The 18,714-nt window shown below is 43.9% G+C and carries 16 protein-coding genes; 9 read left to right on the plus strand and 7 right to left on the minus strand.

Going from position 1 to position 18,714, the window contains the following annotated elements; genetic code table 11:
- Positions 1 to 77 precede the first annotated feature (77 nt).
- From JMY01_RS08600 to JMY01_RS08620, 5 genes are all read left to right on the plus strand, one after another.
- The gene (locus tag JMY01_RS08600; RefSeq protein WP_201575173.1) at positions 78 to 1,226 is read left to right on the plus strand and encodes an NYN domain-containing protein; all 1,149 of its coding nucleotides are present in this window, start codon (positions 78 to 80) and stop codon (positions 1,224 to 1,226) included.
- A complete protein-coding gene (locus JMY01_RS08605) occupies positions 1,219 to 2,499 on the plus strand; it encodes a phosphoribosyltransferase domain-containing protein (RefSeq protein WP_201575174.1) in 1,281 nt (426 codons plus the stop codon). Before JMY01_RS08600 ends, JMY01_RS08605 begins: the two co-directional genes overlap by 8 nt.
- A 59-nt stretch (positions 2,500 to 2,558) precedes the next feature.
- Positions 2,559 to 3,377, plus strand: coding sequence for an HAD hydrolase family protein (locus tag JMY01_RS08610; protein ID WP_201575175.1), 819 nt, complete (start codon positions 2,559 to 2,561; stop codon positions 3,375 to 3,377).
- Positions 3,378 to 3,437: 60 nt separating this feature from the next.
- The gene (locus JMY01_RS08615; protein WP_227677780.1) at positions 3,438 to 4,640 is read left to right on the plus strand and encodes a cysteine protease StiP domain-containing protein; all 1,203 of its coding nucleotides are present in this window, start codon (positions 3,438 to 3,440) and stop codon (positions 4,638 to 4,640) included.
- A gap of 91 nt (positions 4,641 to 4,731) precedes the next feature.
- Positions 4,732 to 5,820, plus strand: a complete 1,089-nt coding sequence (locus tag JMY01_RS08620; protein WP_201575176.1) for an HpcH/HpaI aldolase/citrate lyase family protein — start codon at positions 4,732 to 4,734, stop codon at positions 5,818 to 5,820.
- Positions 5,821 to 5,911: 91 nt separating this feature from the next.
- Here the strand turns inward: JMY01_RS08620 and JMY01_RS08625 are convergent, their stop codons facing one another.
- Positions 5,912 to 6,724, minus strand: a complete 813-nt coding sequence (locus tag JMY01_RS08625) for an alpha/beta fold hydrolase (protein WP_201575177.1) — start codon at positions 6,722 to 6,724, stop codon at positions 5,912 to 5,914.
- 535 nt (positions 6,725 to 7,259) lie between these two features.
- Between JMY01_RS08625 and JMY01_RS08630 the strand changes: the two genes are divergently transcribed.
- Positions 7,260 to 8,057, plus strand: a complete 798-nt coding sequence (locus tag JMY01_RS08630; protein WP_201575178.1) for an enoyl-CoA hydratase/isomerase family protein — start codon at positions 7,260 to 7,262, stop codon at positions 8,055 to 8,057.
- Between the two features lie 130 nt (positions 8,058 to 8,187).
- Here JMY01_RS08630 and JMY01_RS08635 read toward each other — a convergent pair whose 3' ends face one another.
- The 3 genes from JMY01_RS08635 to acnB all read right to left on the minus strand — a co-directional run bounded on the left by JMY01_RS08635 (position 8,188) and on the right by acnB (position 12,037).
- On the minus strand, positions 8,188 to 8,631 hold the full coding sequence (locus tag JMY01_RS08635) for a PACE efflux transporter (RefSeq protein WP_227677782.1): 444 nt from the start codon (positions 8,629 to 8,631) through the stop codon (positions 8,188 to 8,190).
- Between the two features lie 173 nt (positions 8,632 to 8,804).
- Complete coding sequence (locus JMY01_RS08640) at positions 8,805 to 9,233, minus strand: DUF805 domain-containing protein (RefSeq protein ID WP_201575179.1); 429 nt, start codon at positions 9,231 to 9,233, stop codon at positions 8,805 to 8,807.
- Positions 9,234 to 9,433: 200 nt separating this feature from the next.
- Positions 9,434 to 12,037 carry a bifunctional aconitate hydratase 2/2-methylisocitrate dehydratase gene (acnB, locus tag JMY01_RS08645; protein WP_201575180.1) on the minus strand — a complete coding sequence of 868 codons (2,604 nt, stop codon included), beginning with the start codon at positions 12,035 to 12,037 and terminating at the stop codon, positions 9,434 to 9,436.
- Positions 12,038 to 12,432: 395 nt separating this feature from the next.
- On the opposite strand from acnB, the gene JMY01_RS08650 reads away from it, so the two are divergent.
- From JMY01_RS08650 to JMY01_RS08660, 3 genes are all read left to right on the plus strand, one after another.
- Positions 12,433 to 12,825, plus strand: a complete 393-nt coding sequence (locus JMY01_RS08650; RefSeq protein ID WP_201575181.1) for a carboxymuconolactone decarboxylase family protein — start codon at positions 12,433 to 12,435, stop codon at positions 12,823 to 12,825.
- 161 nt (positions 12,826 to 12,986) lie between these two features.
- A complete protein-coding gene (gene lipA / locus JMY01_RS08655; RefSeq protein ID WP_201575182.1) occupies positions 12,987 to 14,030 on the plus strand; it encodes a lipoyl synthase in 1,044 nt (347 codons plus the stop codon).
- Between the two features lie 314 nt (positions 14,031 to 14,344).
- A complete protein-coding gene (locus JMY01_RS08660; RefSeq protein WP_201575183.1) occupies positions 14,345 to 14,818 on the plus strand; it encodes a GFA family protein in 474 nt (157 codons plus the stop codon).
- Between the two features lie 117 nt (positions 14,819 to 14,935).
- Here the strand turns inward: JMY01_RS08660 and JMY01_RS08665 are convergent, their stop codons facing one another.
- The 3 genes from JMY01_RS08665 to JMY01_RS08675 are packed head-to-tail and all read right to left on the minus strand — an operon-like array spanning position 14,936 to position 18,561.
- Positions 14,936 to 16,930 (minus strand): TRAP transporter permease, encoded by a 1,995-nt coding sequence (locus tag JMY01_RS08665; RefSeq protein WP_201577414.1) that lies wholly within the window; start codon positions 16,928 to 16,930, stop codon positions 14,936 to 14,938.
- Positions 16,931 to 16,976: 46 nt separating this feature from the next.
- Positions 16,977 to 17,552 carry a DUF1850 domain-containing protein gene (locus tag JMY01_RS08670; RefSeq protein ID WP_201575184.1) on the minus strand — a complete coding sequence of 192 codons (576 nt, stop codon included), beginning with the start codon at positions 17,550 to 17,552 and terminating at the stop codon, positions 16,977 to 16,979.
- On the minus strand, positions 17,530 to 18,561 hold the full coding sequence (locus tag JMY01_RS08675; RefSeq protein WP_201575185.1) for a TAXI family TRAP transporter solute-binding subunit: 1,032 nt from the start codon (positions 18,559 to 18,561) through the stop codon (positions 17,530 to 17,532). The genes JMY01_RS08670 and JMY01_RS08675 overlap by 23 nt, the downstream gene beginning before the upstream one ends.
- Between the last annotated feature and the right edge of the window lie 153 nt (positions 18,562 to 18,714).

The raw sequence follows: 18,714 nt of genomic DNA on the forward strand, positions 1-18,714 counted from the left end.
TCAGGGTTAAGAAATAACAAGTAAATTATAAAAACATATAAAATAGTCACTTTGAGAAAGTGTGTTAAGGAACATAAATGCCAGCTAAGCTCAACAATATCGCCGTACTTATCGATGCTGATAACGCCGCTGCAAAAAATATTGGCCACATTTTGCAAGAGATAGAAAAACTTGGTCACATCACTTGTAAAAAGATCTACGGTGATTGGGGCAATGCTCATATTCAAAGCTGGCAAGAGGCGCTACTCAAATATGCTATAGATCCCATGCAGCACTTTGCTTATGTCAAAGGTAAAAATGCCACAGATATTGGCATGGTGATTGAGGCGATGGATTTACTTTATAGTCAGCGCTACGATGGCTTTTGCCTGATATCGAGTGATAGCGACTTTACCTCGCTGGCGCTACGCATTCGCAAAAATGGTGTCAAAGTATTTGGCTTCGGTAAACGCAGTACTGTTGACGCTTTTGCCAAATCTTGCGATCAATTTTTTTATGTAGAAGATTTACTACCAACACCAAACCAAGTTAAACATACGGTTCGTCCTCCTACTGCTACTCCTAACAAAAGCACTCAAAGCAGTGCTAAGATAAATAATAAGGCAGTCACCGCATGGGATGAAAAACGTTTAAAATGTGATACCAAACTGCTCACTAGTTTGCGCGCTGCTATTACTGATCATCCTAAAGCAGAAGATAGTCATTGGGTGAATTTTGCTTTGATTGGAAATGAGATTAAAAAGCACTATCCTTCCTTTGATCCTAAGTATTACGGATATTCAAAGCTTGCTGACATCATCAAAACTATTGATTTATTTGAGACCAAAGTTGTCAAATCTACTTTATACGTACGAGAAAAAAGCGCTAATAAAGTCAGCAAACTACCTAAGCTTAGCAGCAATAAAGCCGTCACACGCGCGACTACCAAAAGGCTGCAAGCACAAACCCACTTAATTGGGGTGATCAATAAACTCATAAGGGAAGATCCGAAGTCTGATAATGGCTGGTCAACCCTTTCTTATATCGCTAGCCGCATCAAGCAAGATTATCAGAATATAAAACTTGAAAAATACGGTTATAAAAAGTTTTCTGACCTGATTGGCGCGATAGATAGGTATGATATTGAGCATAAAAACAACACGGTATTGGTCAGATTAAGAAATGAACTCGACAATAAGTACCAAATCCTTTGCGACAAACATGGAGCAGAATTAAGCGATGCCTAAAATTAAGAATAATGCTATCTCCCATAATATACATAAACAAAGCATCACTCTACCTCGCGGTAAATTAGATTTAACTTATCAAACCAATAGCGCACTAGATAACGATGCCACTTACCAATTAGAAGACTTGCTTGGATTTGCCCAACGCATTAACCCTAAACGCGCGTTTTTATTCGTCTCAAAAGTCTTAGGTCGTCATATCCCAGTTGCGCCTAGTACCATGCGCAATGCTTTTACTGACTTAGCAAATTTAGTACCTAGCGATTTACCCGAGCCTATTTTGGTCATAGGTATGGCAGAGACTGCTGTTGGGTTATCTGCTGGTGTGCATCAAGCGCTACAAACACGCTATCCTAATGCTTTATTATTAAACTCCACGCGTCATGCCCAGCATAATAGTGAAACGTTATTAACGACTTTTAGCGAAGACCACAGTCACGCCAGCCAACATTTAATTTATCAAAGTGCAGATAAAGCTACGCAAGAGCAATTACTTGCTAGCAAGACGCTTATTATGGTTGATGACGAAGCCTCAACAGGCAATACTTGCGTCAATGTCGTGACTGCACTACGTAGTGCTGGACTTTCGCAATTAGGGCAGGTACACCTCACCACCTTGGTTGATTGGTCGTTAAATCAGAATCAGGATGCAGCCGATATGGAGGATACAATATCTACACGCCTACCTAATATCGACTTTTATCGTCATCACCTATTATCTGGTGCATGGCAATGGACGGATGCACCCAACCCTGAGCCGATTACTATGCCGTCGGTTGATACGACTGAGGCTGGCAGTCAACCATTAGGCAATACTGGTAATTGGGGACGCTTCCCAACGCTAGATATCACAGATGGATTTAATAATTATTTAGCGAAGTTTCAATCCGCATTTACCCGTTTTAGTGGGCAAGCACCGTTTGATAAAGAACAACTGCCTGAGCGTATTTTAGTATTGGGTAGTAATGAGTTTGTGTGGGTGCCGTTCTTATTAGCAGAATGGCTAGAGCAGAATACTGGCTCACAGAACAATAGTCATAGCGATAGTCAAACAGTGAAATTTAGCGCTTTGACACGCTCACCCATTGCCCTTGGTGGCGCGATTACCACTATGCTAAGCTTTCATGATAATTACGGATTGGGTATGACCAATTTTGCTTATAACGTTGAACCTAGCGATTGGGATTTGATTGTGCTATGTGTAGAAACGGCTTCTGATAGCGTAGATGAGATATGGCAGGGTTTGGATAATGTGTTGGTGGTGAGTCCTTAGATTTAACTTAGCCTTTAAGAAATTCTTTGATTTTCAAATCTATTACTACGGACACTTTTATGACCATCCCATTCTTCAAGAGCGACTCCAACATTATCAAACCTTACGCTTTAATGGATTTAGACGATACCCTATTTCAAACGCAGCGTAAGATCGACGCTTGGGATTTACCAACGGCTGAATCTGAAAGCTTAGTCTGCGCCACAGTAAACAAACAAGCCGAACCATTAAGCTTTATGAGTCAGCGTCAAGCGACGTTTTTTAATTGGTTGCTTGCTAGCACTGAGTTAATAGTCGTCACCGCGCGTGATCGTAGTGAAATCAAACGTGTAAAGCTGCCTTTTGACAGCTGGCAAGTTTTGACTCATGGCGCGATTATTTTGACAGCTGATGGCGAACTATTAAGCGCATGGCAACAGCATATGTATGAGCAGCTTAGCCCCTTGCAAGACAAACTTAACCAGCTAAGCCAATTATTCGCGGGTCACAGTAGAAAAGATGACAGTCAATTAGTATTTACACCGCATATTGATAGCTTTGACAATGGTTCTGTTAATGAAGAGCTAACTATTTATCTGGCTATCAAACATGCGCAAAAAGATCATCAAGCATTGGCAGAATTAGCCAAAAAGCTACCTACATTAATACGTGATTTTGATCAGGATTTTTATGTCCATGTAAACGCAAATAATCTCGCGATACTGCCGCATGTAGTTCATAAACGTCATGCGGTACAGTTTTTATTAGACCATCATTTAGATAGTCAGCGTCCAAGTTTTGGCTTTGGTGACAGTCTGGCAGATTTGCCGTTTCTGCAACTGCTAGACTGGTATGGCATGCCCAATCGTGGTCAACTGCATGACAATCTTAGTTCTTAGTAATTCTCAGCTCTTAACAACTCTCAAATATTAATAATTATAATAACGACAACAGCTTATATGAGTAAAAAACCTTCTATGACCAATCCCAATATTCAGAAATTAGAAAAATACGGCTCAGGCAGTTACCTTGCCAGCGATGTGACCGTATTGCTTGATATTGTCGATAAAGACGCGGTTGCAGACGTGCCGGTTAGCCAAAAAGAAGCATTGATCCAAAGTGGGCAGCGCCATTATTCAGACATGCTGACCTTAGAGCAAGAACCGACAGCCATGCATGAGCAATTATACGCGCAGGCATTAGAGCAAGGCACAAATAGAACCGCGACTGATATCGCTAATTTAGCGCATACGCTACACAATACTTTCGAGCAAACGGTCAGTACTGAGCGCCCATTAGTATTGGTCAGCTTAGTACGAGCAGGTTTGCCAGTTGGCGTATTATTACAACGTGCCCTATCAGATAAGAAAGGGTCAGATGCCGATAGCGATTACTCTCTGCCCAGTGTGCATTACGGTATTAGCATCATCCGTGATCGTGGCCTTGATCCAGTCGCTTTACAGATGATATTGGACGCTTACCCAGAAAGCCCCATCGTATTCGTCGATGGCTGGACGGGTAAAGGTGCCATTTATCAAGAGCTTGCTCGTAGCTTAGAAGTCTTTAGCGACCCAAGTCACCCAAATTTTGCCAATATATTCCATCAAGGAAAAGACACCATCCCGCTACTTACACTTGCTGATCCAGCGGGCGTGGCGTGGCTGGCTGCTAGTGAAGAAGACTGGTTGATTCCATCAGGCTTATTAAATAGCACGGTGTCAGGACTGATTTCACGTAGTCTTTATACTGAGCCACAATCGGGTCTACACCGCAGTGTGTTTTATGATAGCTTTGTAAAGGCAGATCATAGCTTGGCGTTTATCGATCATATCGATGCAGCACGACGTGCATTAACGACATCTTTGCAACGTTTGCCAACTTTTAAACAACCACGCTATCAGACTGCTGATTTAATTAATGAGTTGGCAAAAACCTATCAAATCACCAATCGTAACCGCATTAAGCCCACGATTGCAGAGGCAACACGCGCCATATTACGCCGCGATCCCGAGCGCATTCTACTGGCTACTGCCGAGCATCCCGATACCGTTCTATTGCGACATTTATGTACCGAACGAAATATCAATATCAGTGTATTAGGTGATAAAATACTGCCCTACCAAGCCATCAACCTTATCAAGCAGCGTAGCAAAGACAGTTAAGCCATTGCCATCGACTCATTGATATGTCCTGCCTCTTATAACCGCCGATAACCAGATAACCCCTTATTTATCACTATTTACGATGCCAATTATGTCCGACATGCCAAACAACGAATCCAATATCTATAGTCATACTCAGTCTTACGAGCATCTGATTACTGAACGTCATGCGATGCTTAAGCCACGTGCTCATCACCCTTATCAGTTAGGCGCCAGTCTCTATATGCCTGCTACTCGCCAAGATATCTGGCAAGTCATCAAGCGTGACAAGCTATCGACCATTAACAGCATTATTATTTGTTTAGAAGATGCTGTTAGCCATAGCGATGTTGAGTTGGCACTTGAACGTTTGCAAGCTTTACTTCATACGTGGGCTGAGCATGTTGACAGTATCAATGACCCTTCAAAGCAAGCTGGTCTTCATTCAGAGCAGCAAATAGGTCAGAAAAATCAGCAACCAACACGGCCCTTAGTCTTTGTACGGCCACGTAATCCAGCGATGCTAGAGCATCTGGTGGAGTTTGCACATATCGATCTGATTGATGGTTTTGTATTGCCTAAAGTCGATATGTATAGTTTATCCAATTGGCGAATGGCCTGTCAGAACTTAAGCACAGACCAGCTATTGATGCCAACCTTAGAGACCGCGGCTTTATTTGACCCGCATCATAACCAAGAGCTGGCGATCGGTTTTAAAGAAGCCTTTAATCAACCAGTCTTTGCCTTGCGTATCGGTGGCAATGATTTATTTGCCGCATTGCGCCTGCGTCGTCCTAAAAATAGTATCATCTACGCTTCACCGATTGGCACACTGGTCTATCAGCTGCTTGGCTGCTTCGTACCGCACGGCTTTTATTTAAGCGCGCCTGTCTTTGAGTACTTAGATCAGCCAACGCTATTTATGCAAGAGCTGACCCGCGATGTGAGCTTGGGACTGGTAGGAAAAACGGTCATACACCCAAGCCAAATCGCCTTGGTACAACAAGCTTATTGCGTGCCAAAAAGCATGCTAGATGAAGCACAAGCGATACTCCATAGTGAAGCCAAAGCGGTGTTTAAATATAATAACACCATGCTAGAGCCTGCCACCCATCGCGCTTGGGCAGCTGAAATTGTCAATCGTGCTGAGGTGTTTGGAACGATTGATGACGGTAATAGTGAGTATAGCTCACGCATGTAGCAGTTAAGAATCTAACTTCGATGTCAATTTAAAAAGCCGCTATTATTTTTGATAGCGGCTTTTTATTTGGACGTGTGCTCATTTTCAAACGCTATACACAGCATTCTAAAAACTGACTCATTACTCGATTGATCTGCTCGGGCTCTTCTACCGTTGCGGTATGGCCAGCGCCTTTGATGACTGCCAGTTTAGAGCCTGCAACTGCCAAATGCATACGTTCTGATTTGGCATAAGGCGTCGCTGCATCTTCATCACCGACCACAATCAGTGTCGGCGTGTTAATATCGCCAAGCTGCTCATAAGTCCCTGAGCGTTCTATGACACCCAGTGTGGCCTTTATCACACCAGTCTTATGATTGTCTTGCATCAGCGCCAACCATTCTTTACATTCAGGTCTGCGCGCCTTATCTGCCAAAAAACTACTGCCAAACATGATAGGCAGCACCTTTTTGCTCACACGCCTCATGCCCAGCCAGCGAATCGCAGTCATCAGCTTTCGATACTTTGGTATGTTTGTTGGATCTTCAGGATCGGCTGAAGTTGCTATTAACATTAGTGACAATAAAAGCTCTGGCCGCTTGATAGCGATGCGCTGTCCAATAAAACCACCCATCGATAGCCCAACAAAATGACACTTATCAATATTGAGTGCTGAGAGCAGCTCAAGGGTATCTTCAGTCAAAGTTTCCATATCATAGCTAGACTTGGTAATTTGCGACTGCCCTTGCCCGCGAAAGTCAAAAGCAATGCAGCGATACTTATCTTGAAAATACGCCACCTGTCTGTCATACATTCGTGTACTCCACAGCAGTCCATGCGCAAACACCATAACGGGCTTTTGCGTATCATCTGGTGCACTGTCTTCGTAATAAATATTGACATCATTTACCTGAATATGGGGCATAGTTACTTCCTTATATTGCCATCATTTATATTGAAAAGTGATTAGCGCAACGCTAATTTACTTTAGCATAAACACACTGTTTATTTAATGAAAACCATCATTGATATAGTAAATTTTAAACAACGAGAGTACAGCCATTACGGCGTGCTACTGGTATAAATTTTCCTTGCTTGCTGTGCGACTTTGTCACTCCAGAGGCTGCACAAAATTCATCCCAGTAGCACTGTATTTATTTTATAGTTGCTCAAATATAGTAACGTTTTTTACTGTTTATATTCAATGGCTGTGTTTTGAAGAACTATTGGGCGATGAAATCTTCGATGTTTCTTGTGCCTATTCACATTTTATTAGGACATACTGCAAGACGTATAAGTGTGTCTTTAGCGCCTACAAAACCTGCTTTTATAATCAGGGCAAGCTGCTATAGTATTCAACACTAGTCATTAACATTAGTAATTAGCACTGACCCATTTGTTACATTAGTTTTTATTTACCATCAACCTTCATATAGCCATACAGAATAAGGAAATCCAAGATGTCAGCATCTCTCGTCGAGTACCAAAGCGAAAACCATATTGCTACCATCACGCTAAATGACCCAAAAAGCCTGAATGCGTTTAGCACACCTCTAAAAGCAGACGTCTTAAAAGCGCTAGATGCAGCTGAAGCTGATGAGGACGTGCGTGTGATTGTCTTGCAGGGTGCAGGCGGTAACTTTTCAAGCGGTGGCGATATCAAAGAGATGCTGTCTGAGGGTATCGATAAGGAAGTGATCTCAAATAAACTAAAAGGCATGGTGGAAGGCGCTGGAGAAGTCAGCTTAAAGCTGCGTAAAATCCATAAGCCAATTATTGCCAAACTAGAAGGCGCGGTTGCAGGCGCAGGTATGAACTTGGCCCTAACTTGCGATTTTCGTATCACCGCAGATAATGCGAAGTTTGTGCAAGCGTTTGTACACATCGGCCTCGTACCTGATGCTGGCGGTGTGTACTTATTAAATCAATTAGTTGGTCCGGCTAAGACCACTGAGCTTGTGATGCTTGGCGACAAAATCAGCGCGAAAGACATGGCTGACTTAAATTTGGTCAACCAAGTGGTAGCGGCGGAAGAGCTTGATGCCGCAGTATTAAAGCTTGCCTCTCGTCTGACGGCACTGCCAGGTAAGGCGCTCTCTAGCATGAAAGACATGCTCAATACTCACGCTTACTCAGGCTTGAATGAAGCACTCGATATGGAAGTGCACCAACAAGCAAGATTGGCTAAAACTGATGATTTCATTGAGGGCGTTACCGCATTTATTGAAAAGCGCAAGCCCGTTTATCAAGGTAAATAATATATTAGAGTATTTTTTAATAAAACTCAGGTTTGCAATATCATTAAAAAGGCTGCCAATTGGCAGCCTTTTATTTGGGTAAAACCCTATAGAAAATGCTCAGTACCATTATCATAAGTCTAATGATACATTAAGTGGCAGAAGCTGTCTTATATTGATGCGGTAAGGTAAATATCTTGTCAAAGATTAAGGTAAAGATAAAAGTATAAACCAAGAAGAAGAGCAGTAATGCCGCCTCCATCGTAAAGGCTTTTATCACACCTACATCGTACCAAATCATATAAAGTGGTAGGCAAATTAAAACCAATCCGCCTTCAAAACCTAAAGCATGAATACTACGTATCCAAAATGTGCGCTTGGTCACATGCTTGCGACGCTCCCAAGCCTCAAAAGCGGTGTTATAAATAAAGTTCCAGATGACCGCTGCCAATGAGACCATCACCGCGACTGGCAGCGATTCTGCTGCATCGCTATCACTAAGTAGCATCAACACATAAGTAGAGGCAATAATGGCGATAATTTCAAAGATAATCACATAGACGATGCGACGTTTGAGCGGGGATAAAGTAATCAACCAAAACTCCAAAGCACATAAGTTTATAAGTGCATAATCAAAGTATCGGTCCGTCCCGAGATAGAAAAGATAGATTAAGTGCAGAGCCACGGTTTCCGCCTGCCCTTATATTATACCTAAGATCATGAGAGAAATCAGCTGCTGCACTTATCGTCTAATTGGCAAGGAAGCGCTTATTTTGCTGGCGGACCCCATTGATTGGTTTCACGCTTGGTATCGCTCACCAAAAATACCAATAATATGATAGAGCCTATCAAAGGTAAAATGGATATCAAAAACCACCATCCTGAACGACTGGTATCGTGCAACCTGCGAACAGTCACCGCCAATCCTGGCAAAAATAAACCAAGTGCTACAACCACATAAAACAGCCCTGTTTCTGAGTCAAATATCATGCTATCTAACATCATCGCTACAAAAAACAGACCCATTTGTACCAATACGAAATACCAATATTCTTTACGTCTAGCACGACCAGAGAAGTTAACGTAATTTCTCAAGCCTTTTTTAAACCAATCAATAATCCCGTAGTTTGCTTCCGCAGCATGATTATTATTGACAGTATTCTGTGGTAAGGGTGGCGGCGTCGCTTTATCAAGCATATTTCTATTTTCCATAGGTTAAGTGATTCGCAGTCTCTAAAATGAGAGTTGGTAACTAAAGGTAAATGAGCGACTTTGATTATAAGCACTCAATAAAGGTTTGCAAACCGTTATCGTTGTATTTTAAATCTATAAAAAAACCCCGCATCATCACGACACGGGGTTTCTTTTTATCTTACTAATTAGCATTAAAGCCAATATTAAGTCAACTGAGCAACGTTAATTTTATCCGCTTCTTCAGTGTACTCTTCCATACGGTCGAAGTTCATGTACTGATACACTTCTTCGCCCATGCTGTTGAGCATGCCAGCGTACTGCTGATACTCTTCATTGGTAGGCAGTTTACCAAGTACCGCTGCGACTGCTGCGAGTTCTGCAGACGCTAGATAAACGTCAGCGCCTTGACCTAGACGGTTCGGGAAGTTACGCGTTGAGGTCGATACCGCAGTAGAGTTCGGTGCGATACGTGCTTGGTTACCCATACATAGTGAACAACCAGGCATTTCAGTACGAGCGCCGGCTTGAGCGTAAATGTTGTAGTAACCTTCTTCCATCAATTGACGCGCATCCATTTTGGTTGGTGGCGCAATCCATAGACGAGTTTTGAGGCTACCTGCTGGTACGTCTTGTAGCAACTTACCGGCAGCACGGAAGTGACCGATGTTGGTCATACATGAACCGATGAATACTTCATCAATGGTATCACCAGCCACATCGCCTAAGGTTTTTGCATCGTCTGGATCGTTCGGGCAGCAAAGGATAGGCTCTTTGATCTCAGACATGTCGATAGTCATGTCGATGGCGTATTCTGCATCTTCGTCAGCACGCATGAGGCTTGGGTTTGCGAGCCACTCTTGCATTTGCTCGATACGACGGCTAATAGTACGCGCATCGCCATAGCCTTCTGAGATCATCCACTTAAGTAGAGTGATGTTTGAGTTTAGATACTCAGTCACTGACTCTTCAGATAGAGTAATGGTACAACCAGCAGCACTACGCTCAGCTGAGGCATCAGATAGCTCAAACGCTTGCTCAGCGGTTAGGTCTTCTAAGCCTTCGATTTCAAGAATACGACCGTTGAACTCGTTGATTTTGCCTTTCTTATCAACGGTCAATAGACCTTCTTTGATTGCTTGATAAGGAATCGCATGGACTAAGTCACGTAGCGTGATACCAGGCTGACGCTCGCCAACGAAGCGGACACGGACAGACTCAGGCATATCAAGTGGCATAACACCAGTCGCTGCTGCGAATGCAACCAGACCAGAACCAGCTGGGAACGAGATACCCATTGGGAAGCGCGTATGCGAGTCACCACCAGTACCAACGGTATCTGGAAGTAGCATACGGTTAAGCCACGAGTGAATGATGCCATCGCCCGGACGTAAGCTGACGCCGCCACGGTTCATGATGAAGTCAGGTAGGGTGTGCTGAGTCTCAACGTCTACTGGCTTTGGATAAGCAGCCGTATGACAGAATGACTGCATGACTAGATCTGCTTGGAAGCCCAAACATGCCAAATCTTTTAACTCATCACGGGTCATCGGACCTGTGGTATCTTGCGACCCGACCGTAGTCATTTTTGGTTCACAGTACATACCCGGACGTACGCCTTCTAGGCCACAAGCTTTACCAACCATTTTCTGTGCAAGCGTGAAGCCTTTGCCAGTATCAGCTGGCTCTTCTGGCTTAGCAAATACGTCTGAATGACCAAGACCCATGTACTCACGAGCACGGTTAGTCAGGCCACGACCAACGATTAATGGAATACGGCCACCAGCACGAACTTCATCAAGCAGTGTTGGTGAGTTTAGCTTGAACGTTGACAACACTTCATCAGAGTCATGCTTTGTGATTTTGCCTTCGTACGGATAGATGTCAAATACATCACCCATGTTTAGCTTATCAACCGCTACTTTTTCGATTGGCAATGCACCAGAATCTTCCATAGTGTTAAAGAAGATAGGAGCGATGTTGTTACCCAATACTAAACCGCCGCCGCGCTTATTTGGCACGTTAGGAATGTCTTCACCCATGAGCCACAGTACTGAGTTGGTCGCAGACTTACGGCTAGAACCCGTACCAACAACGTCACCAACATAAGCCAATGGATGGCCTTTTTCTTTTAGCGCTTCGATCTGCTTCATTGGACCAACAACGCCCTCTTCGTCAGCAGTGATGCCGTCGCGAGAGTTTTTGTGCATGGCTAATGAATGCAATGGGATGTCAGGACGGCTCCACGCATCTTGCGCAGGTGACAAGTCATCCGTGTTGGTTTCGCCAGTCACTTTAAACGTCGTGTAAGTCGATTTCTGTGGTACTTCTGGACGGTTTAGGAACCATTCAGCATCGGCCCAAGACTGAACGACTTCTTTTGCGATGTCATTACCAGCTTCAGCTTTTTCAGTGACGTCATTGAATGCGTCAAATACCAGCAAGGTCTTTTTTAACGCTTCGGCTGCGTCTTGTGCAACATCGGCATCATCTAATGCAGAGACTAATGGCTGAACATTGTAGCCACCTTGCATAGTACCTAAAATTTCAACAGCTTTTTTCTTGCTAATAAGTGGTGATGAAGCTTCACCCTTGAGGATAGCGGCTAAAAATGCAGCTTTAACATAAGCAGCTTGGTCAACACCGGCTGGGATACGGTTTTCTAACAAATTCATTAAGAACTCATCTTCGCCCGCTGGTGGGTTTTTGAGTAGCTCAACCAATTCTGCTACCTGCTTCTCATTCAGTGGAAGGGGTACAGTTCCTAGCTCAGCACGTTCTGCGACATGTTTACGATAAGCTTCTAACACAATAGTCGTCCTCGTCGGTTGGTGATCAGCACATTACGTGAGTAGTCAGTATGACTGCCTGCGTTGATGCACTATATTGAATAATTATCCCCGCTAATATAGCCTATAATGGCTAAAAAGTTAATGGGGCGAGGGCAAAATCACTCACATAGCCAACATTTATTATAAAAATGGGTGGTATCAATCAGGTGATTGTAGAGCCTTTTTAGCTCATCCCGCTCTTTTATATTCCAGCCCAGCCCTACCTACTTTTAATATCTTCAAGATGAGGTTAACCAAAATCAAGGTGGCTGTTATACTTCTAGCAAATAATATTTGGCAAATAACAGTGCACAAAAAACGAGACCAACAGCGATAGCTTTTATGGTTTATTGAATTTAAAAAAGGATGACAGTATGGACAAGCCCTCTAATTATGAAAATGGACTAAAAGTGCGCACCGAAGTGATGGGCAAGGCACATGTAAAACGCTCTCTTGACTCTGCAACACCGTTTACCCAGCCTCTACAAGACTGGATCATTGAGCATGCTTGGGGCAGTACTTGGCAAGATGATTCAGTCCTGCCGCGTAAGTATCGCTCTCTAATAACCATCGCTTTTTTAATCGCTCAAAAAAGCCCAAATGAGCTAAAAGGACATATCCGCGGCGCGATCAATAACGGTGCAAGTGTCGCTGAGATTCGAGAAGTATTAATGCACAGTCTACCTTACTGCGGTGCGCCTGCTACCCAAGAGGCGTTTCGTGCCGCCATAGAAATACTGAATGAGCTAGACATAGATATCGATTAATAAAGCTAGGGTAAAGAGATGAGCTATAGTAAGAGCAAGCATTCTTAACAAGATTGATTAAGCGCCTAGCGCTTATTATCTGCTATAATATCTCAACTCATAAAACATACTGATAATTCCATAAACCCTTACTATACAGAGGGTTAAGAGATGATTTAATTATGACAACTGCCGTCCAAACCCATGTCCCTGCTGCCAGAGCAAAGCCCAAAAAAGCCGTTCAAGGCGAAAAGCTACGTGGCTACGACAAAGTAGCACGTATCCCTATTAAGGTTATTCCGACTGTCGAAGCTAAGAAAAAGCCAGACTGGATTCGGGTAAAGATGTCGTCGCCTGCTGAGGTGGCGCGTATCAAAGCCACCTTGCGTGAGCAAAAGCTCTACACCGTCTGTGAAGAAGCTGCCTGCCCAAACTTGCCGCAGTGCTTTGCTGATGGTACGGCCACCTTTATGATTATGGGTGATATCTGTACCCGTCGTTGTCCGTTCTGCGATGTGGCACATGGTCGTCCGAATAATCTTGATCCTGATGAGCCGCGTCATACTGCTGAGACGATTCAAGGTCTGGGGCTCAAATATGCGGTCATTACCTCTGTCGATCGTGATGATCTCAAAGATGGCGGCGCGCAGCATTTCGTTGATGTCCTCAATGAGTCAAGAGCGCTTAGCCCAAACTGCTTGATTGAGATACTCGTACCAGACTTTCGTGGGCGTATGGACGTCGCGCTAGACTTATTGTGTGAGACGCCGCCAGATGTCTTTAATCACAACATCGAAACAGTGCCACGTCTGTATAAAGCCTTCCGTCCAGGCTCTGACTATCAGCACTCGCTAGATTTGCTCAAGCTTTATAAAGAGCGTCGCCCTGATATTGCGACCAAATGCGGGTTTATGGTTGGTCTTGGCGAGACCGAAGAAGAGATTTATGCGCTGCTTGACGACCTAAAAGCGCATGACGTAGACATGATTACTATTGGTCAGTATCTACAACCTAGTAAGAACCATGCCCCAGTTGACCGCTACGTGCATCCAGACGAGTTTCAGCGTTATATGGATTACGGCAAAAAGATTGGCTTCTTTAGTATTTGGGCAGGCCCGATGGTACGCTCAAGCTATTTTGCTGATCGTCAGTATTATGGCGAAGATTGCCCAGCGCCCATTCGTAGCAAAAAAGCATTAGAAGCGGAAGGCAAACTTGGTTGTTAATATTCGACTGATTAAGCCATTTATTAAAAGCTATTGATATAAAAAGGAGACTCACAAAGGTCTCCTTTTTTATTGCGCTCTATTCAAAGCACCTACACTCGTAAATGAGAATAGTGCTATATTTTACATAGAACTCCGCTTTCAACTATTTAAGATTATTTGCGTAGGCTGTGGCTTTAGCCCAGCATTATAACTTTGCAGAAGTAAGTTGCTGGGCTAAAGCCACAGCCTACAATGGTGCATATTAAATTGAGAGTCAGGTAAATATAGTAAATTAATACCACTCTTACTTCCTATTAAAAAAGGACTGACCAATGAGCAGCGAATTTATACCACAAGAAGGCTCTTGCTCCTGTTTTAGCAATACTTATATGATTAACAATACCCCCATTGGCCGCTTTATCTGTCACTGCAGTATTTGCCAAGAATTCACAGGCCAAGCTTATAATGATGTCACGATTTTACTTAAGCCAGATGTGAGTCAGTTAAACCTCATCAGAACCAAATTTCGTCGCTGGAAACTCCCGCCAAACATTAGCCGCGGGCTTTGTACGCGCTGTAATAAACCCAGCATAGAGATGGCATTGGGTGGCAGCCTCATCTTGGTACCGACCACCAACTACCCTGATATAGCTGCATTGCCTGAGCCGACCATGCATCTGTTTTATAATCGCCGTGCCAGCGATATGGACGATGACTTGCCCAAGTACAATGGCTTTGTACAAAGTCAGGCAATGATCGTGAAAGCGCTTGCGCAGGGCCTATATAAAAGAGTGGCTAAGCGCTAGCGGCTGTTTTTAGAGTCCAGTTTTCAAGCTTAGAATGTCAAAAGGGTGAGTAACAGATTTTGTTACTCACCCTTTTTTATGACATTAACCAACCTCTTAATATAGATATCTAACGCTTTAAACCGTTAAAGTAGGCGTTGGCTTCTCGGCTGTTTTTATATTAAATAACGCGATAATGACGACTACCACTGCGCCTACTATACCAGTCGTAATCTCAGGATAAATCAATAGTAACGCCCCAGCAGCCAGTATTACACGAGTCAGTGGGTTCATTGCACCTTTAAAATACCCTTCTAACGCGGCACTTAGCGCAATGACACCAGTGACCGAAGTCAATACTACCGTTATGATATCCATCACAGGCGGTAGCGGGAAGTCCTTGGCAGTGACGGCCAAACCAGTTGGGTCTATCATCAGCATAGTGGGACTATAGATGAACATAAAGGGCACGATGAATCCAGCCAGTGCCAGTTTTAATGATAAAAATCCTGTCTTCATCGGATCGCCACCAGAGATACCCGCGCCCGCAAAGGCTGCCAAACACACAGGCGGTGTAATATTGGCAAAAATACCAAAATAAAACACAAACATATGCGCTGATAAAATCGGAATATCAAACCCTGCTAGAGCTGGTGCAGCCATGGTTGCCGTAATAATGTAGGCAGGAATAGACGGTAGCCCCATGCCCAATACCATCGATGCAAGCATCGTCAAAATAAGCGTAAGGAATAGTGATCCTGCACCAAGCGTCACGATAGAGGAAGTCATCACCGTACCAAAGCTGGTCAAGCTGACAACACCAATAATAACGCCAACCACCGCACAAGCTGCCATCACGGCGAGCGACTGTCGAGCGCCATCTTCAAGAGCGCCCAAAATATCAGCAACTCCCATTCTGGTCTCTTTGCGTATCATACTGATGGCGACTGTGAAGCCAATGGTATAAGCAGCAGCGTAGCCTACTGGTACGTTCTCAATCAATAAATAAATCAAAAACACAATCGGCAGCAGCATATGACCGCGCGCTTTTAGCACCGCTTTTACTTGTGGTAAATTCTCTTTGGCGATACCTTTTAGGTCGCGGCGCCCTGCACGAAAGTGCACCTGTGCAATGACCCCTAAATAGTACAGCACCGCTGGTAATAATGCTGCCAGCGCAATCGTACTATAGGGCAGACCTGTGGTCTCTGCCATGATAAAGGCACTGGCGCCCATGATGGGTGGCAATATCTGCCCGCCCACTGAGGCACTCGCCTCTACTGCCCCTGCAAAGTCTTTTTCGTAGCCAACCTTTTTCATCAGTGGGATGGTAAATGCGCCCGTACTGACGACGTTTGACAAGGCTGAGCCATTGATACTACCCATAAACCCACTTGAGATGACCGCTACCTTGGCAGGGCCGCCTTTTTTGTCGCCCGCTAGCGCGAGTGCCAAATCATTAAACAACTGCCCCATTCCAGAACGCGATAAAAAGGCGCCAAATAGAATAAACAAAAAGATGAAAGTTACCGAGGCACCAATCGCCACAGAATACAAACCTTCCGTCTTTAAAAATAACTGACCGAAAATATCACCCATATCATAAGGACGTGTGAGAAGCCGATCAGGCATAAAATCTAAATGACTGACAAACGGATAAGCCAAAAATATCGATGCCAGTATAGGCAAAATCCAACCCGTAATCCGACGACTGCCTTCAAGCACACAAATCACGGTGATGATAGAAAATATGACATCGACCTGATTGGCCATGCCGCCACGCGAGGTGACGATATCTTGATACTCATATATCAGATAACCCATGCCAGATAAGGACAATGCAAACCAAATCCAGTCATACCAAGCCACCTGCTTGCGGCTGCTTTTTTTACTGGCGGGAAAAATCAAAAATATTAATGCAAACCCAACGCCTACGTGCACAGAACGCTGTAGCAGTGCTGGCATGGGATTAAAGGTGATATACAAATGAAAGATAGAATATAAAATACAAATGATTGCGATAAAGTATTTTACGGGTCCTTGGGTGATGTTGCGGGTAATTGACTCTCGATCATACTTTTCTAGTATGGCTCGGTTATGAGCTTCTGTCTCAGCATCAGTCGCCTTATCCATATCAGGTTGCTCAGACAAGCTAGCAGTGTTGTTCAGCCTAGTATCATCATCTGGTCGAGCCGTCGCGCTGCCCTGATCCATCACTTGAGAATTCATGACAAAAGTCCTTTTTTAATCTATCAATTAGACCATACGCCTTGGGCGTAATAGTGACTGCGGAATAATCTGGCAGCCATTGATGAATCAAAAACTGATGGTTGCCATAATTAATCTCACCTTTGGTGAGCCTTGAGACTACCCAATCCAAATTGGGTAGCCTTTCATTGATTTGATAACCCAGATATCCAGGTTTTTGTATTGCAGCCAATGTTTCGGTTGAGGGGGTACCGGCGCCGAACGCCTCAAAATAAGTGGTGGTCAATAGCAGTCCAGCGCTCTCACGTTGATACTGCTCCTCCCACCACTGTTTTTCTACTGAGTGCATCCAGCGTAGCTCAAAATTGGGTTCGACAAAATAACAGACACTTTTATCAGTCTCACCAAATACCACACCTTCCTCTACCCTGACTTCAATGACAGACTGAGGTGATGAGGTTATCCATAGTATTAAAAAAACCAACGCCACACTCAGTGCTGCGCCAGTTAATACCCATAGATACCTACTTGGCTGCTTGCTCGTCATAGTATTTTTTAGCCCCAGGATGAATGGGCGCTACCATACCTACGTTAGCAGTTTCTAAAGTAATGTCATTGGCCGCTTGGTGGGCAGTTTTTAGGCCTTCTAAGTTCTCAAATAACGTTTTCGTCAGCTTATAGCCATCATCTTCAGACAAATCAGAGCTTACTAATAAGGCGTTCATAATGGCTGCAGTCGGAATCGCTGCTTCATTGCCATAAGTGCCCACAGGGATCTCAAAGGTTTTGAAATAAGGTTTGGTCGCAATGATTTCATTGAGCTTATCTTGATTAATCGTTACCAACTGCAAGTCTAAGCCCTGCTCAAGCTCCATCAGTGACGAGTTTGGTAGACCACTGCTAAAGAACGCCGCTTCAATTTTACCCGCTTTCATACCATCAGCTGCTTCAGCGAAACCTAAGTAATCGACCGTAACGTCGTCATAAGTAATGCCAAATCCTTCTAATAACGTACGCGCATTCACTTCAGTTCCAGAGCCTTGATCGCCAACAGCGATACGCTTGCCGCGCAAGTCCTCGATATTCATGATACCAGAGCCTTGAGTAGTGACGATTTGTACCACGTTCGGGTACAGAACAGCAATTTGCTGGATATTATCTATCGGCTGCTCAAAGTTGTTTTCACCAGCCACCGCATCTGTGACCACATCACTCAGCGCCAACACCATATCAACTTTGCCTTGGGTTAGTAGGTTGACGTTTTCTACTGAGGCACCAGTCGTTTGGGTTTTTGAGTTGACGCCAAAGGTTTTGACATAGACTTCTGATAAGGAAGTACCAATAATATTGTAAGGGCCAGACGCGCCCCCTGTCGCTATGGTCAGAAACTTAGTATCAAGCTTATCATTAGCGGTGGCCGCGGTAGATTCTGGCTCACCAGCGACTGCTGAATCATCAACGCTCGCCGTTTCATTTTCTGAATTTGAGCACGCAGTGAACGCCATACTAGACGCGATCATTGCCGTGATTAGAGATAGTTTGGTGATAGATTTCATATTTTCCTTCCTTGATAAAATAGAACAAAGTAGTGTTACACAAAACACTCATTCATCATAACATTATAATAAGTGATAAATCTGCATTGAATAACATCCTTAAGCTAGAATCTGTTATTCAACATAAATCTACTATAATTGTAAATATAATAA

The sequence above is a fragment of the Psychrobacter sp. H8-1 genome (assembly GCF_904846575.1).
GTDB classification, from domain to species: domain Bacteria; phylum Pseudomonadota; class Gammaproteobacteria; order Pseudomonadales; family Moraxellaceae; genus Psychrobacter; species Psychrobacter fulvigenes.